This window comes from Plantactinospora sp. CA-294935 (assembly GCF_050936445.1).
Classification (GTDB): domain Bacteria; phylum Actinomycetota; class Actinomycetes; order Mycobacteriales; family Micromonosporaceae; genus Plantactinospora.
In genome coordinates this window covers 2424097-2440547 of record NZ_JBNJMU010000001.1, presented here as the reverse complement: position 1 = coordinate 2440547, position 16451 = coordinate 2424097, and the positions used below count along the sequence as shown (strand labels likewise).

The 16451-nt window shown below is 66.2% G+C and carries 10 protein-coding genes, 1 tRNA gene and 2 pseudogenes; 4 read left to right on the top strand and 9 right to left on the bottom strand.

The window, feature by feature from the left end; translation table 11 throughout:
• Positions 1-4: 4 nt before the first annotated feature.
• The 6 genes and pseudogenes from ACQEVC_RS10950 to ACQEVC_RS10925 form a co-directional block, all read right to left on the bottom strand.
• Positions 5-403 carry a hypothetical protein gene (locus tag ACQEVC_RS10950; protein ID WP_432875896.1) on the bottom strand — a complete coding sequence of 133 codons (399 nt, stop codon included), beginning with the start codon at positions 401-403 and terminating at the stop codon, positions 5-7.
• Positions 404-562: 159 nt separating this feature from the next.
• A complete protein-coding gene (locus tag ACQEVC_RS10945) occupies positions 563-1210 on the bottom strand; it encodes a response regulator transcription factor (protein ID WP_318402160.1) in 648 nt (215 codons plus the stop codon).
• The gene (locus ACQEVC_RS10940) at positions 1201-2802 is read right to left on the bottom strand and encodes a sensor histidine kinase (RefSeq protein ID WP_432875893.1); all 1602 of its coding nucleotides are present in this window, start codon (positions 2800-2802) and stop codon (positions 1201-1203) included. The genes ACQEVC_RS10945 and ACQEVC_RS10940 overlap by 10 nt, the downstream gene beginning before the upstream one ends.
• Positions 2803-2901: 99 nt before the next feature.
• Positions 2902-2974 (bottom strand) — tRNA-Lys (locus tag ACQEVC_RS10935).
• Positions 2975-3072: 98 nt separating this feature from the next.
• Positions 3073-4719, bottom strand: a complete 1647-nt coding sequence (locus ACQEVC_RS10930; protein WP_432875891.1) for a tyrosine-type recombinase/integrase — start codon at positions 4717-4719, stop codon at positions 3073-3075.
• 487 nt (positions 4720-5206) lie between these two features.
• A pseudogene (locus ACQEVC_RS10925) lies at positions 5207-5925 on the bottom strand (IS6 family transposase).
• A gap of 95 nt (positions 5926-6020) precedes the next feature.
• Between ACQEVC_RS10925 and ACQEVC_RS10920 the strand changes: the two are divergent.
• A pseudogene (locus tag ACQEVC_RS10920) lies at positions 6021-6248 on the top strand (hypothetical protein); the annotation flags it as partial.
• A 449-nt stretch (positions 6249-6697) separates the two neighbouring features.
• Entirely contained in the window at positions 6698-7081 is a 384-nt protein-coding gene (locus tag ACQEVC_RS10915) for a hypothetical protein (protein WP_432875889.1), read from the top strand.
• Between the two features lie 508 nt (positions 7082-7589).
• Here ACQEVC_RS10915 and ACQEVC_RS10910 read toward each other — a convergent pair.
• The 3 genes from ACQEVC_RS10910 to ACQEVC_RS10900 form a co-directional block, all read right to left on the bottom strand.
• Positions 7590-10358 carry a tetratricopeptide repeat protein gene (locus tag ACQEVC_RS10910; RefSeq protein WP_432875887.1) on the bottom strand — a complete coding sequence of 923 codons (2769 nt, stop codon included), beginning with the start codon at positions 10356-10358 and terminating at the stop codon, positions 7590-7592.
• 1636 nt (positions 10359-11994) lie between these two features.
• Positions 11995-12678, bottom strand: a complete 684-nt coding sequence (locus tag ACQEVC_RS10905; protein WP_432875885.1) for a Crp/Fnr family transcriptional regulator — start codon at positions 12676-12678, stop codon at positions 11995-11997.
• 71 nt (positions 12679-12749) lie between these two features.
• Positions 12750-13346, bottom strand: coding sequence for a hypothetical protein (locus tag ACQEVC_RS10900; RefSeq protein WP_432875883.1), 597 nt, complete (start codon positions 13344-13346; stop codon positions 12750-12752).
• Between the two features lie 102 nt (positions 13347-13448).
• Between ACQEVC_RS10900 and ACQEVC_RS10895 the strand changes: the two genes are divergently transcribed.
• Together ACQEVC_RS10895 and ACQEVC_RS10890 are read left to right on the top strand one after the other, a co-directional pair.
• Positions 13449-14273 carry a hypothetical protein gene (locus ACQEVC_RS10895; protein WP_432875881.1) on the top strand — a complete coding sequence of 275 codons (825 nt, stop codon included), beginning with the start codon at positions 13449-13451 and terminating at the stop codon, positions 14271-14273.
• Between the two features lie 80 nt (positions 14274-14353).
• Positions 14354-16450 (top strand): hypothetical protein, encoded by a 2097-nt coding sequence (locus ACQEVC_RS10890; protein WP_432875879.1) that lies wholly within the window; start codon positions 14354-14356, stop codon positions 16448-16450.
• The last annotated feature ends 1 nt before the right edge of the window (position 16451 follow it).

Genomic DNA, 16451 nt, shown 5'->3' with positions numbered 1-16451 from the left:
CCGATCAGACCCGGGCGGGGGCCGGGCGGGGTCGCTCCGGCACCGGCACCGGTCCGGCGGCGGCGACCCGGCCGAGCAGCACCGCCATCACCACGCTGGGCAGGATCAGGAAGATGTGGTCCACCGCGAACTCGCCCCGGACCACGTAGTGCGACAGCGACGTGGTGAAGACGCCGGCCGCCCAGCCGAACGTGAAGATCATCGCTGGTACGGCCGCCCGGCGGGGCAGCAGCGACGACCCCAGCCCGAAGACCATCACCAGCAGGTCGGGTACCAGGAACGGGTTGTCCGACCGGAGCGCGTCCGAGGTCGCGAAATACCAGACCATCGCCACCGTCAACGCGGCGGCGGCGCCCCGGGCCACCCTCACCGTGTCCAGCCTTCCGACAAGCGGACCAGCCATCGTCATCCCCTCCGAAATCCGTTACCGATGGCGACGAGTCTGCGTCTGCGCGGCACCCGGCGGAAGCGAGCCAGTACGCCCCGCGCACCGGGCCTGCCGTACCCGGCGGGTGCGGCTACCCGTACCTCGGCCGGGCGCGACGGCGGGTCGGACGCGCGGTCAGCCGTTGAGATAGCGCAGCACGGCGAGTACCCGGCGGTGGTCGTCGGGCGAGGCGGGCAGGGCCAGCTTGGCGAAGATGTTCGTACAGTGCTTCTCCACGGTCCGCTCGGCGATGTCGAGCCGTTCCGCGATCGCCTGGTTGGTCCGCCCCTCGGCCATCAGGGCGAGGACGCCGCGCTCCCGGTCGCTCAGCCCGCGCAGCGGGTCGTCGTCGCGGTCCCGCCGCCCGACGAGCTGGTCGATGACGACCGGGTCGAACGCCGTGCCGCCGGCACCGACCCGCCGGACCGCCGCGGCGAACTCCGCCAGGTCGGAGACCCGGTCCTTGAGCAGGTACCCGACGCCGCGCGCACCCCCGTCGAGCAGTTCGACGGTGTAGCTGACCCGGACGTACTGCGAGAGCACCAGCACCCCGGTCGCCGGGTGCCGGCGTCGAATCTCCCGGGCCGCCCGCAACCCCTCGTCGGTACGCGTCGGCGGCAGCCGGATGTCGACGACGGCCACCTCCGGTCGGTGCCGCGCCACCTCGGCCAGCAGCGCGGTCGCGTCCTCGACACCGCAGACCACGGTGAGACCCGCCTCGGTGAGCAGCCGGACCAGTCCCTCCCGCAACAGGGTGTTGTCCTCGGCCAGCGCTACCCGCACGGCAGCACCGCCCGGATCCGGGTACCGCCGCCGGCCGGGCTCGCCAGCTCGAAGGAGCCGCCGACGACCGCGACCCGGTCGGCCAGCCCGCGCAGCCCGGACCCGCCCGCCGGATCCGCGCCGCCCCGGCCGTCGTCCCCGATCTCCAGCACCAGCCGCCCGTCGCGCCGCCCGATCCGCAGTTCGGCCGTTGCCGCGGCCGCATGCTTGGTGATGTTCGCCAGCGCCTCGGCGACCACGTAGTAGGCGGTCGTCTCCACCTCTGCCGGCAACCGGTCGGGGATGTCGTCCGGCAGCCGCAGCGGTACCGGAGAGAGTGCCGCCAGCTCGCGTACCGCACCGGCCAGGCCGCGCTCGGTCAGCAGCGGCGGATGCAGTCCCTGGGTCAGCGCCCGTAGCTCGGCCAGGATCGCCAGCGTCCCGCTCCGCGCCTCGGCGATCAGCCCGGCGGCCCGCTCCGGGTCGGTGGGCAACGCCGACCCGGCCAGCCCCAGCGTCAGCGGGATCGCCAGCAACCGCTGCTGTACGCCGTCGTGCAGGTCCCGCTCCAGCCGTCGCCGTTCCGCCTCGCCCGCACGCAGCAGCGCCAGCCGGGAGTCGGCGAGCTGCCGGACCCGGGCCCGCAGGTCGGCGGTGAGCCGCTCGTTCTCCAGCGCCAGCCCCGCCGCCGCACAGGTGGCCTCGATCAACTCCGGCTCCTCCGCCAACGCCCGGTCGTGCACGAGTATCGCGACCGGCTCCCCGGCACGGTCGATCCGGGTCACCGCCCGGTCCGTCGCCCCCTCCTCCGGCGGCGTCACCGTACGACCCTCGATGTCGACGTAGCGGCCGGACTCCGGTGCCCAGTAGCCGATCCGTAGGGTCGGATCGTGCAGGGCCCGGGACAGCGTCTCCGCGATGCCCCCGGTACGCGGTGCGGCGTGCAGCCGGACGACCAGGTCCGCCACCCCGCCCCGGTCGACGCGGCGACGCAGCAGCCCGGCCAGGTATCCCAGCGGCACCGCCAGCAGCCCGAGGTGCAGCCCGACGGTGAGTACCGCGACGTCCCGGCCGGCGATCGTCGCCGGCTTCACGACCACGAACATCGCCACGGCCAGCACTGCGGCGCCGAACATCGGGTTGAGGTAGCGGCGCCGGGTGGTACTGCTCCGGCGCCAGCGCAGGAGTTGCAGGCCGACCACCGCCGAGCCGCCCAGCAGTACCCCGACGATCGCGATCCCGCCCGCTCCGCCGGCCGGCTCGGCCGTACCGGCCAACTCGGCTCCGCCGGTCGTCCCGGCCGCGCCGCTCGCGGTCCCGGTTCGCAGCGCGGTCAGCGCACCGACCACGGCGACGCCCAGATAGGTCAACCCCACGACCAGGCGCGGTGCCGGCGTCGCCAGCCGCCCGGACGGGAAGGCCACCACCAGATGGGCCAGCACGGCGGCCCAGAGTCCGGCGCGTACCACGGCGAGACCGTCGGGCAGCGACAGCGGAACGGGAAGTTTGCCGAGCCACCACGCCAGGCCGACGGCGACCAGCAGCGGACCGGTCCGGTTGCCCGGGCGCGCCCGCCAACCGACCAGGCCCGCCACCACGAAGCTCAGGCCCACGCCGATCGCGACCGCCAGCAGCGCACTACCTCCGGACCCGGGGTTGCCGTACCTCGACGGTACCGGTCACCGGCCGAGGGGTAGCCAGATCGTCTGCGGTGGGCCGCCTGGGATTCGAACCCAGAACCCGCGGATTAAAAGTCCGCTGCTCTGCCAATTGAGCTAACAGCCCGCGTCAGACAGGATACCGGACCGCAGCAGAGCGCCCGTCTTGCTGGTGCGCCCTTGCCGTCGCGGGATAGGCTGCGCGCCGTTTCCGCAGCTCAAGCCTCATTTGCGCATAGCAGATGGAGTGGGCGCGTGGTGGCGATACACAAGATACCGCCCCGCGCTCAGGGGGTCTCGACTGAGCTGCGCCGTCGCTCTGCGTAACTGAACTCGAGGTCTTTCTCGCCCAAGGTAGCGACATGTTGCCAACATGGGAGCACCCACGGGGCGCCTCAAGTCCATTCTGGACAGTGGGAGCCCTCGTTTGTGCAGGTCAGAGCGTTGCTTCAAGTTTGGAATATCGAGAGCGTGAGGGCTTTTAATCCGCGGGTTCGGGGTTCGAGTCCCCGGCGGCCCACCTGAGTCGTTCTCCTGCGGGCGTCTCGCAGATGTGCCGACTGCGGCGCCTGATCGGCGTGGTACTAGGGCAGAGGCGGCTTCGGCCTTGGCGCGTTCGGACTCGAGTTCGTGCATGACCGAGGTGTAGGTGTTCGCAGCGACGGTGATACTCGAGAGCCCGAGTACCTCCTGGATGTCCTTGAGGTCGGATCCGGACGCCTTGAGGAGCGTCGCGGCGCAGTGCCGCAGATCGTGCAACCGGATCGGCGGCAGCCCGGAATCTGCGACGAGTCGCTCGAAGCGATCGCTGACCTGCTCGGGATGCCACTGACGACCGTCAGGTCGCACGAAAAACAACTCGGTCTTCGGCCAGGCGGCGTCGGCCCGCCAGCGTTTCCGCCACTGCTGGTAGATGCGTAACGCCGTGGTCGTGGAGGCGTCGAGCGCGATAGTGCGGTCGCCGGCGTAACTCTTGACGATCTTGATCACTGGTCGATAGCCGACAGTCGTGAGCTGCTGAGTGATCGTCACGGTCCTCCCCTCCAGGTCGACGTCGCTTTCGCGCAGGCCGAGCGCCTCGCCGCGGCGCAGACCCCGGTGCAGGATGAGGGCGACGATGGGGTAGACGACGAAGTCATGGTCCTCGACATGATCGAGGAACGCGCCGGCTTGCTCGGGTGTCCACACCATGACGCTGCTGGGCCGTAGTCCCGTCTCCTTCCACTCCTGCACGGCGGCGGAGGTCCAGACCCGCGCCCTCGGTGTTTGAACTGATGGCAGTTCGACGTATGCGGCGGGGTTGAACTCGATGAGTCGATGGGTGCGTATCGCATCGTTGAGGGCCTTACGCAGGGTCGCGCGGATACGATGCATCGTTGCCGGGCCCGTCCTACGGACACCTCTGACCGACGCCCGGACCTGGACGTCATCGCTGCAGCGGGCGATGTCGATCTGGAGGTTGCGGTCGCTGATGCTGTCGAACATCGACTGGAGATGGCCGACTCGGAGCCGATCGATCGGGATGTGACCAAGGTGCGGCACGAGATGAACACGGATATGGGTCGCGTAACTGACCACCGTGGTGGGTTGGATCTTGCGACGACTGGCGTGCCACTGCCAGAGGTAGTCACCCAGGGTCATCGCAGAGGATGCCACGAGCCCGGCGCGGACGCGGCGGGCGACGGCATCTCGATCGGGAAACGGTCGGCCGCTCTTGGTGTCCTTGAGCGTGCGCGCGATTTCGTTGCCGACTATGGTGTCGTCACCAGCGAGTTCGAGTAGCGACTGTGCGCGGCTACGGTCAACGAGTGCCGCTTCACGGGTAGCGAAACCGAAACGTCGCAGCTGCCACCGTTTGCCATCGGGCTGCACCGGTAGCTCGATCCGGTAGGCCCACGTGCCGTGGGCGGCGCTCCACGCACCACAGGCACGACGGAGCCTCGGACATGCGGGGCCGATCTTGTTCTTGTTCTCATCACGACAAGAGCAACTCTTGAACGGCAATCCCCGTGACATGTGAAACTACTCCCGGTAGGCGCCTATACCTTGCGATTGGTTCCGCTGACGGTGCTCTTTCGCTGAGCCTCATGTGCACGGATGCCGAACTGTTGGTCCAGGTCTGGTACTCGTCGCCTTGCTTGCGCAATAGGCAGCGACTGCAGCGTGGGAGTAGAGTTCGCGACCGCTTTCGTCATGGATAGTCTTCCACAGCTCGTTGTCGGCCGCAGGCAAACTACCCGATCGTCCCGGATGCCCGATTCAATCACCCTGAGATAGTAGAGCAAAGCAACAGCAGAAGGAGCGGGACTGTTGCGTTCTTGATTCGATGGACGCGTTGAACCCCGATCGGAGCCTACGCTCAGATCGCTTGGGCGAGCTCAGTAAACGCCTCCGCGACGCGGAGGCCGGGCGGCGCGTCTTGCCCGATTTCGTAGTGGCCGCGTCGTAGGTTCTGGATGAAGGCGTGTCCGGTGATGATCACTTGTGCCGTGCTGTCGCTCCGTAGCCCACGCATCGACCGTAATCGGTGTTTCAGTTGACTGTGGTCGGCTTCGATCGGGTTGTTGGCGTACCGCTCGACGTGGTGCCAGGCCGATGGGACAAGGTCGTCGAGCACGGCGGGATAGACCGGGGCGGCATCGGTGACCACCTCGCTGGGCGTTACCTTCAGGACCTGTAGCGCCCGTTGGAAGAAGCGTCGAGCTGCCGCGGCGTCCCGACGGGTCGAGACGAGAACGTCGATGACCTGCCCGTACTGGTCGAGGGCCCGGTAGACGTAGCGCCACATGCCGTTGACCTTCACGTAGGTCTCGTCGACGAACCACCTGTCACCTGGCGAGTGGCGGGCAAAGCGGGCGGCCTCGACCAGCAGTGGCGTAAACCGCTGCACCCACCGAAACACGGTGACATGGTCGACTCGACGCCACGCTCGACCAGCAGCTCCTCCACGTCGCGATACGAAAGGTTGAAACGCAGGTACCAACGGACCGCGACGACGATCACCTCGGCCGGGAACCGATACCCGGCGAAGGTCGACCGGGGCGGTGACCAACGACCCCGCTCGCTCGATCGCTTCACACACCAAGCTTGCCTCGACCTTCGCCACCGACAACGCAACGGACCCTCTTGAACACCACGGTCGAGATCGTGCGTAAGCCCGCTGATCAGAAAGTTTCGTCGTCCATCCGCGCAGGTGGGTGGTGGAAAGGACCGTGGGCTGGTTGATGCTGCACCGCCGCCTGGCCCGCGACTACGAGACCGATCCCGCCACCGCTGAACACCTGATCCGCTGGGCCGCGATCACCGGCATGCTCAACCGCCTCACCCGCAGCGGACCCGCCCCCGCCGTACATTCAACACACCCAATTAACCCACATCCAAAACGCTCACTGAGCGCCTGATTCGCATCGTTGCCGCACCCCACGCTCCGCCGGATGGACTCTCATCGGCACGAGCGGACGCTGCGCACCCAACCATGCACCGTCACGCTCTGTGACCGTGCGCGGCCGGCTGCCGCGCATGCTCTGCGGCAGTTGAGTGCGTGTCGCCGCTCAGCGTGAGCTGATGCTGAGCCCCCGGCTGGCACGCGCTGGTCGCGTAGTGGGTCAGCCGCGCATAAATGCTCGCCGCTTGCGAGTTCTTGCGGTCAAAGACCGCGTCAACGAAGAGACATCTTTGATCTTGGAGACCTACCGCTGTGCTGCGGCTCTAGTGGTCTCATCACATCCGATGTGGAAACCCGCACCCATGCGCGATGTCCGTTGCGTACACGAGCGCGAGGAACCTTCGCATGTGACCGACTGGTATCGGTCCGTAAGAATGGAATTTCATCGATCAGCGGGAGTGGATTATGTCGGCGGTTGAAGTGATCATGGCGGCGCTTGCCGCTGGTGCGGGCGCAGGGATGAAGGACACCGCGTCCGCGGCGGTCAAGGACGCCTACGCAGGGTTGAAGGCGTTGCTTAAGGCCCATCTGGGCGGTCATGGTGATGAGGTGGTTCAGGCGCTGGACGCTGACGAGACCGCGCCCGGTGTCTGGGGGGAGACTTGCCTCGGTGAGGTATTGACCGAGTCCGGTGCTGCGGCCGACGAGCAGGTCGTGGCGGCAGCGCGACGGGTGCTGCAGTTGACGGATCCGGTCGGGTCGGCGGCCGGTAAGTATCAGATTGATCTGCGTGAGGCGAAGGGTGTGCAGGTCGGCGACCACAACACCCAGCACAACAACTTTTCCTGACCCCGAACCATCGCCCCGGTTAGTCCGGACTGAGGCGGATGCCCGGGGAGCGCATGCATTTCACGCCGGTCACCACGGTATCCGTAGCAACTACTTCGCCGGCCAGCCGTCCGACTCCTGGGCGGTCCAAGTCGGCACCGTCCCGCAGCCGGCAGGCGAGGACGCGTGGGCATCCAAGGCCACCTGGCGCCACCACGGCCCGCCGTAGGTGCGGTCCAAACCGGTAACGCTTCATGGTCTAGCTTGATCTTTAACCCGTGCGGCGTGGTCTTGGACTGGTCGGCTTCTTCGTCTTCTTCGCTGTGTTGGCCGGTTTTGTACTGGTGACAATGTGGACGTCGTGGCGGGTGGCGGGGGCGGCCTGGCTTGGTGTGTCGGTCGCATCCGTGAGAGGCAGGCCCCAAGACCGCGACGTTTACGTTTAATTCAACAACGACGGCTAGGGAAATACTGTGCGAGGTGCCGAGATGCTCCGGCGCATTCTCGGCTGACACACGTCCGTTAGGTGTCAACGGGACAGTCTCCGGCGCACCCGGCGAGGGCGCCAGGAGACAACCACGTTGCGTGTGGCGAGCTGGTCCGCAGGCGATGCGGACAATCCTCGCAAGCTTGGTGGAATCAATTGGGAGAAGTCGCGCTCGGTTTCGGGCGTGCGCCAAAATTCCACGGCCGCCTTCACGATGGTCGCCCGCGGATGGTCGGGCACGAAGTTGGCCCGGCATTCCTCCAGCAGCGAACCCAGCGCGCGCAGCGCGTCGTCCGTTCCTCCGCTCACGCCTATCCAGTCCGCCCGGCTGTGCGCTGCGGAAAATATATGTGGATGCCGTGGATCCAGGAAGCGGATCGAATCTTCCAACAGGACACCGTAGTCATCGATGGCAACTTCCGCACCCTGGCTCACTCCCCGCCAATCAGCGAGCGCCTGCCGGCTGGCCAGCGTGTCGGGGTGAGCCGCGCCGAGATGCGTTGTCGAAGTGGCGACGGCCTCCGTCAGCAGTGAAATTGCGCTAGTTCGGTCTCCCGCGACACCGCGCCATAGGCCGAGGTTGTGTTTCGTGGTCAAGGTGTCCGGGTGGTTTTCACCGAGAATATGCAGGCAAGCCTGTAGGAGGACGTCGAAGGAGCTGGCCGCCTTGGCCGCGTCACCCTCGACGCCATACCACTGAGACAGGTCGTTGATCACCGTCAAGGTGTCGGGATGGCTCGGACCGAGGACGCGGGTGTAGTCCTTGAGCACCTCTTCGAGCCGGGCAGCGGCTCCCGCCGTCTGACCGGATGCCTGCCGCCAGAAAATTTCGTCGTGGCGGGCTGCCAGGGTGATGGGATGGTTGCGTCCATGTGCTCTGGTCCGGTCGACCACGAGCTCCGCCATTTCCGCGGCAGCACCCTCCGGGTCCCCGAGAATTCCGCGCCAGGTGAGCAGGGTGTTCCGCGCCATGAACGTCGCGGGGTGGTCGCGGCCGAGTGTCCGGGAACAATCCTGAACCAATGCGATGAGCTGCTCGATGGTCTCGGATGCGTCGCCGGAGATGCTCCGCCATCTGATCAGATCGTGGCGCGCCAGGAGGGTCTCCAGATGCTGGGCGCCCAGAACGCTGCGGCGGTCGGCGACCAGCTTCTCGAACGCCCGGGCGGCTCCTGCGGCGTTACCTGAGGCGCCGCGCCAGTAGGCCAGCCCGTGCTGCGCGGACAGGGTCTGCGTGTCTCGCGTACCCAGAATCCGGATGCAGTCCTCGAACAGCTCCTCAAGCTGGCGCGCCGCCGTCGAGGCATCGCCTGCGGCACCGATGGCCTCCGCGGTGCGCTGCCGGGCGAGGAGTGTCTGCCGGTGCTCGGGACCGAGGCGCTCCTTAGCCTCGAGGGCCAGCGCGTCCCAATATCTGATGGCCTCCCCGACCAGCCCGACGTCCGCCATGCTCTCGCCGGTCCGGAAGAAAATGTTGTGCGCCTCGGGCTCCCACAGCGCGTCCCCGGAGCCTCGCGTGAGGGTCGTCGCGTTCAACCGCAGGATCCGCGACGAGTGCGTGTCGTTGCTCGCGTGTGACCACACTTCGGCCAGGGCATCGGCGAATACGCGCGCAAGGCGATCGAATTTTTCCTGATCCAGGCTCTCTCTGACCGCACGCTGGATCAGTGCGTGGGTCCGAACTGTGGCGCTGTCGTCATGCGGCGTGTGGTCGATGAGGCTGAGGCGATGCAAATTCCGCAGAGCATCATGGATGTCGGTATTGGTCGGTTGCGCCACCCCTATCGCGCCAATCAAATAATTCTTGACCGGCTGCGTGTGCCAGATTGCCTCGGGCGCGCCATTGGGGTCGGCGAATGCGGCGATCTGCAGCGCTGGCAAGGCGAGGCCGGCCGGGGCCATGGCGTTCGCCCGCTCGATCGACAGGGACCACGTGCTCGCAACGGTGTCGGAGTATTCGTCGGCGTTGGCGTCCAAGGGAAACAACTCCTCAAGATGGCGGGCGCGGTTCTTGAATCGGCGACGATATTCTTTGCAGGTGATCCCGAGGACGACGATCAAAGAGGCTGCTTGGGCCAGGGCGAGCGGCAGGCAACCCAGATCCAGGGCAAGTTCTTCGGCCTCGTCGAGCACTTCCGGGTGGACGGCATTCGCCGTTTCCCCTTCGAAGCGGTCGATCAGATAGCGGGCAGCCAGGTTCGGGGTGAAGACGTCTACGAGGACATGCGCTGCTCCGCTGGGTGCGATGTCTCGTCGTCTGGTGGTCGCGATCACTCGGCCCGAGCGTCCGTCCGGCCAGAGCCCCTTCACGTCAACGGGATCTACCAAGTCGTCGAGAACGACGATCCATGGATGTGCCGTGACGCTGAGCCAGTTGAGGAAATTGCCTGCGGCCTGGTCTCCCGAGACGCCTTGCGTGGGGCCGGCTCTCACCTGGGTTGCCGCATCCGCATAGGTGGAGATTATCGACTCGCGAGATGACGCGTTCACCCAGACAAGCACTTGCACTTCCTCATCGCGCGCCCGAGAGAAGAGCGACGCGGCCAGTTGCGTCTTGCCCACGCCACCGCCGCCCGCGGCAACAACTTGCGTGAGAATCAGGGGTTGGTGTGTCGCAATGGTTATTCTCGCGTCTTCGGCAAACTCGGTGCGTGGCTGAAAGCTCCTGGCCAAAGCCGGTGGACGGCCGATTTGTATCGGCCACTCGGCCGTATCCTGCCGGAACCAGAAGTTGAATTGCTGGCCGCCGCCGATCTGTAGGCCCTGGCTCCGCTGCATGTCATAATTCGACGACCCTGCCAGGTTGATCACCCCACCGTGTCAGCGGATCGCGCCGGCGCGGCACGACCTGTCAGGTTGGATATCCCATCAAAGTCTACTGCACCCGACGCCAACAGTCCTACCAGGACCATCGCCGGTCCTGACCGGCATGCAAGTGATCGTCGGATGCTCGGCGACGGCCACGACACCCTGGACGCTGACGCCACTCTTCGAACTGAGTGGCGGCCACGGACGCCGTCGTGGACTTGCTGCGCCGCGCAGCCGTAGATCACGGATCACGGAACAGCGAGGACGGTGCGCTGACAGAATCGCCAGCAGCGTCCGGCTGGCGCTGAATTCTCCTTGACTGCGGTGATATCGGCCAATTCGCCACACGGATTGTCGTTGGCTGTATTGACAGGGGTGGGACCCTCACGGGCCTATAACCCGTTGACATGCAGGTCGATGCGCGCGCCGTCGATCGTCCTCGAAGCTCATTCCGCGCGGCAGTATTGGCCGCCGGGGAAGGAGAGCTGCGGGACTTTTCTGGCAGCTTCGGGCCGGTCAAGAATTGATCGGAGAGGGCCTATTGCCGAGGTCTACCAAAGGGTGAATTCGCTCGGCAGTCAAGCTTGTCGAGATGCATCATGCAACTCGTTTCATCGAGCCCACCGCGGAAGTCGTCTTTATATGAACAGATTGAAATGAAGTTGAATCGGCTGATTGGCGGCATACTCTTCTCGGCAGATCCGGATGTCGCGGGTCGCGGTGGGTGGTCACGAACCGTGACGATTGTGGCTGGGGCGGCGCGCGGACGGCGGCGTGTACAGACGCGACGGGCGCGGCCGATTCGTTGGAGCGGTTTGGTGGTGGTGGGGGCCCTAAGCTGCCGTTGTGACGGTGGGCCGGGGAGTCATCGACTTGGATGTGGCTGAGGATGGGCCACGGGACGAGGTGAGACTTACGGCGGGCAGGGGTCGGCGGAGGGCGCTGCTGTACCTGATCACCGCCTTCGCGTGCGGGGCGGCGCTCGGTGGTGTGGGTGGCGTCGAGCTGTGGAAGTCGCACCAGGAGCGGACCAAGCCGACGCTGGTGGCCATGCCGGGCTCGCACCACGGCGGAATGGGGTCCGACGGCGGTGCGACGGTGCGGTTGGACACGCAACTGGTGCCGGTCAACACCGGTCGGCAGCACATGGTGCAGCCGACATGCGATCCCCCGTCATTCACCCAAGGGCGGACGGGGAGTTGCGCTAGGCCATCCACTGAAAGTCGACCAGGCCCGTTCGCTGATGGCGGTCGTCGACACCGGCGCGGTGTAGAGCCCTGCGTCGGTGGGCTCTAGACGACGACCCTCCGTAGCACTCGCCAGTAAGGCTCGGCCTCCGGAGGGGCCGGCAACGCCCGTCCCACTATCTGGACGTCCAACCGCAGCGGCGGGATGATGATCAAAACGCAGACGGACAGGACCTCGTCCAACCGGACGGAGCGGGGCGCGAGGCCATCCTCGTCGCACGAGCACCCACCGAGCACCCAACCGACCACAAGGGACAAAAAAGCGAAGGCACCTGACCTACACTTCCGCAGTTCAGACGCCTTATGATCCTGCGTGCCCGAAGGGATTCGAAACCCCTAAAAAACCTTCTGATCCGCAGGCAGCCCGGGTGGTTGCCCACAGCAGCCGAGCCCTAGTCAAGATCGGCGATCGACCGCAGCGCCTTGCCGTCTCGTACGACGATCTCCCGATAGCCCGTGGCGACGATGCCGTCCGCCCGTAGCCCTCCGAGCGCTTTCTGCAGGCTGATCTCTGCGGCGCCGCAGAGGGTAGCCAGCTCGTCCTGGGTTAATCGTATATCGATGATCAAACCACGGGGACTCCGTCGTCCGTAGGCGACTGCGAGTTCCCACAGAACCCGGGCCAGGCGAACTCGTACGGGGTAGGAGGTGAAGTCGATCCGACGCCGGTTGGCCCACCGGAGGCGGTCGGCGACGATCCCGGCCATCTCCAAGGCGGCTTCAGGGTTGTCGTGAAGGACGGCTCTGAAGGCGTTCCGGTGGATGATCCGGATGATTGACGGACGGCATGTGGTGACGGTTGCGGTCCTCGGCGTGCCGTTCAGGGCGGAGATCTCTCCAACGATGTCGCCGGACACACGGATCGCCAGTAAGGCGTGCCGGCCGTCGGAGAGCGAGACCGTGACCTTGACGAGCGCGTCATCGAGCAGGATCACGTGGGATTCCAGCGCTCCCTCACGGAGAAGCACCTGGGCCTCTTTCACCGAGCGCCGGACTCCCACCGACAAGAGCCGTTCCCGCGCCGATGCTCGGAGGCGGCCAAGCAGGGTTCCGGGCGGCCAGGCCGCTTCCTCCATGTGCACCTCCCCACGCTCCGGAGATCATCCTTCACGTTCTGCTTCAAGATCGCTACACCATGCGATGGCAATCAGGCGGTTGTGGCGACCAAGGCTTTGAAGATCACCAAGACGGCGGCGGAGCCCAGCGATACCAGAAACCAGGGCATACACCGGCGGATCCGTAGATGCTTCGCCATCGCGATACGGGCGAGTGTCACCACGAAGTCCCATGCCTCGTCCCTGTGCTGTCTGGCCGTGGCGATCGATGGCCGCCTGCCACCTGCAACGAGATCCGGAAACCCGAAACGGTTGGCGCGGCCGGCGCCGGTCAGACGGGGCCGAAGCGACAGCGCGAGTTGATAGGCGGCCGCCGCCATGGATAGCACCATGCTGGCCGCGAGGAGCACCGTGAGGGTGGCAACGGTCAGGTTGGTGTCCAGCGTCGTTGGCAGGACTTGGTCCGCAACCGTCAATGCCGTGCCTCCTTCGGCCGTCAGCAGCGCCAGCGCCTTCGCGTCGGCATGTCGGATGGAGGCTTGCAGTGAGGCCGCCGTGGCCAGGCCGACCTGGAGATCGAGCCAGGCATCCTGGCCGATGCGACTGTTCGCTGTCCGGCTTCTTCCCATGCATGAAGTAAATGCCAGGGCAGCGGGTGGCATGGGATCGAAGTACTGCTTGTCATCCACTCGACTGTGGGGACCGATTCCGTATTTGTATGGGATTCCCAGCACAGTCGGTCTGTATAGATAAGTCTCGAACGACTCGTCGCCCAGTGAGGGATGGAGAGCATGGCTTACGTCACGGATCCGGACCGGCGTGTTCTGGTCGCCGTGGACATGGAGTCCTACAGCGGTCGAGACAACGTCCTACAGCATCGAGCGCAGCTGGCCTTCCGGGAGGTCATGGCGGCGGCGTGCGGGGAGCTGGGCTTCGATCGCGCCAACTGGTTGATCCAGCAGGGGGGCGATGGTGAGCTGGCCATCCTCCCGCCGGAGACCAGCGAACGGGCGGTCGTGACGCGGCTGACACCGGTCCTGGATCGGTTGTTGCGTGAACACAACCGTGGTCTCAGCAGTGAGGCGCGTATCCGCTTGCGAGTCGGTGTCCACGAGGGGCCGGTTCATCTCGACGGGGCGAACGGCTACCCGGGCGACGCTGTCGTGACAGTCTGCCGGTTGGTGGACTCGCCCCAGCTCAAGGCCGCGTTACGGCAGTTCCCGGGCGCTGCGGTCGCGTTGATTGTGTCGGATCGGCTCTACCACGACATCGTCCGGCAGTACCAGGATCTTCGGCCTGAGCACTTCCAGCAGGTGACGGCTCGGCTGCCTGAGAAGAACTTCGAGGCCGCCGCCTGGATCTACGTTCCGGGCGAGAGTGTTCTCGCAATCGATGTTCGTCCGGATCTTCTGGGTTCCGCCTCGGACCAGCCGAACGACGGAGGCGGCGGTGGGGGTGTCGATCGTCACGGTCGCGGGCCCCACCCCCAGCCGGCTGGGGGTGGGCAGGTGTTCCAGGACATCCGATCGCGGGGAATTGGTGCGTTTGGCAACGGTAATTCGATCTCCGTGTCAGGTCGCCCGGAGGACCTCGATTCGTGGGGGTCGCCTCGATGAGTGACGCGGCTCCTGACCGTGTTGCGTCGCCGTCGAGTACATCGTCCGGCGAGGTTGGGCAGGACGAGGGGGCCCTGCCCATGCGAACAGATGAGCCGGTTCGTCGAGAGGAGAAGGCTACGTCGGAGCCGGAAGCTGATCCGCAGGAGGAGGAGATCGTTCCGGATTCCTTGCGGGTAGATCCGCGGGTGGGTGAGGAGCTGTATGGCAGCCAGTTCTCAGCCGCCTACTCGCGGATCAACGCCCGCGGGGTGAACGCTCTCGGCAACAACAACAGGATTCACGTCGTGAACAACACGGGTCAACCGTCGGCGAACCCTGTCATCAGAGATCTGGTGGGAGTGTCGGACCTGCTCGCGGTTTACGCGGAGACGGCCGCAGACGAGGAGCTCGGGGAGAAGCTCGGCCAGCGGTCCACGGCTTGTCTGGCGGGTCGGCCGCACACCGGGCGGTTCAGCACCGCATGCGTGGCGCTGGCGCGGCGCCACGGTCGGGATCGCGTACACGAGATCCTGCTACCGGGGGATGTCGCGCCGGAAGTGCTGCACCGGGCGGGCGACAGTGTCAAGGAAGATCACGGGTACGTGCTCCGGCTGCCGGGTAACAGGCACGGCCAAGTGATGCGCCTGCTGGCAGATCTTTTCCGACGACGGTCCGCGAGCCTGCTGCTGATCAGGCATGACGACTCGCGTGCAGGTGTTCGGCCCAGCGCCGAGGTGCAGCACCAGCGCCCCGCACCGTTGGCCGTCTTCCGCGCTCACCTCGGCCGTCATCTACGAGACAAGCTGAGGCTGACCGACGAGGAAAGCATCACGTTCACTCGCGGGTATCTCCACCACAGCGATCTTGTCGATGCCCTGCGCGGCTCCTACGGACCTCGAGAGGTGGTGCCGATCGCCGAGGCAGTCGGGCAGAGCCACCCGGCCGACGAAAGTGCCTTGGCCGAGATCCTCCGTAGGTCCCAACCGCGGCGCAGGGCCCGCGCCGCGGAAATTCTGCGTTCCGACGTCGGCGGCGCTAGCCGGCGGCCCCGGCGGGCCGACCAACACGAACGGGCCTTCCGGATCGCGTACGCCGTCTTCGCCTGGCAACCACTGCATTACGCCTTCGAAGCGGCCGGCCTCCTGCTTGAGGAGATCGACGGACAGGCCAAGCGGGTGGACTGGGGCCGAATGGCATTGCAGTACCCCGTGTCGGAGTTACTCGGACCGCTCGACGTCGACTGGCAGGAGGGACGAGAAGCCACGCGGTCACGGGGCGAATCGTCGCGCTCGGCCCGGCTGCACGACGGCGCCCTACGAGGCGCCATCATCGATGAAGCATGGCACGAGTTCGACAGCACCCGGCCAGCCCTGCTCAAGTGGCTGGACACCCTGGTCTCGAAGGATGACGAGCCGATGCGGCGAGCGGCCGCCGAGGCAGCCGGCCTGCTCGCGCACCACGACTTCACGCGGGTCTGCGCCGACCTCATCGACGCCTGGGCGGCTTCACCCAAACATCGGCTCCGGCAAGCAGCGGCTTGGGCGATGGTCGCGGCCGACATGGGCGGCCAGGTGGGCCATCTCGTCCGTCGTCAGGTTCGGGACTGGGCCGGTGGACATCGGAACTTTCAAAGAGACACAGCCGCTCGCGTGTACGCCAGTGGACTACAACAGCCCGACCTCAGTTGGAGCCTCGCCGACCTACGCCGCATCGCCCAGGACCCGATGCAGCAGCACACCTACACGGTCGCCGAGGGCGTATACCAGCTCTACGCCCCACACAGAGCGGATCAAATCATATTCGAGCTAGCAAGGTGGTCGGACGACCGACAGCTACAACTGCACGCCGGCGGCGCGCTACTCAAGCTGGCCACCATACCGGCCGACACCTCACCGAGCGGCAGTCCTGATCTCATGGTCAGAGCCGCAGCACATGAGGTCGACAGCCACGACCTCGTACGCCTCTGGCAGGTGGCGCTGCTGACAGCCGACCTGTCGCGGAGGGCATGGACCACCTTCGAACACTGGATGACCGCGGCTGACACCGACGACACCCTGCGTAAGGCGACCGTCGCGTTGATCACCGACCTCACCGCCCTACCGACCCTTTGTCGCCGCATGACGTTCCACCTAGGCCGGATGGCGCAGTTCGAGGACGGGCTACCGGGATGGCTCGACGCCGCGATGAGGAAGTGAC

What these genes read in the sequence shown, in the direction of transcription:
- ACQEVC_RS10895 (WP_432875881.1), top strand. Translation starts at nt 13,449, where the DNA reads ATGGCTTACGTCACGGATCCGGACCGGCGTGTTCTGGTCGCCGTGGAC.
- ACQEVC_RS10890 (WP_432875879.1), top strand. Translation starts at nt 14,354, where the DNA reads ATGCGAACAGATGAGCCGGTTCGTCGAGAGGAGAAGGCTACGTCGGAG.
- ACQEVC_RS10905 (WP_432875885.1), bottom strand. Translation starts at nt 12,678, where the DNA reads ATGGAGGAAGCGGCCTGGCCGCCCGGAACCCTGCTTGGCCGCCTCCGA.
- ACQEVC_RS10915 (WP_432875889.1), top strand. Translation starts at nt 6,698, where the DNA reads ATGTCGGCGGTTGAAGTGATCATGGCGGCGCTTGCCGCTGGTGCGGGC.
- ACQEVC_RS10950 (WP_432875896.1), bottom strand. Translation starts at nt 403, where the DNA reads ATGGCTGGTCCGCTTGTCGGAAGGCTGGACACGGTGAGGGTGGCCCGG.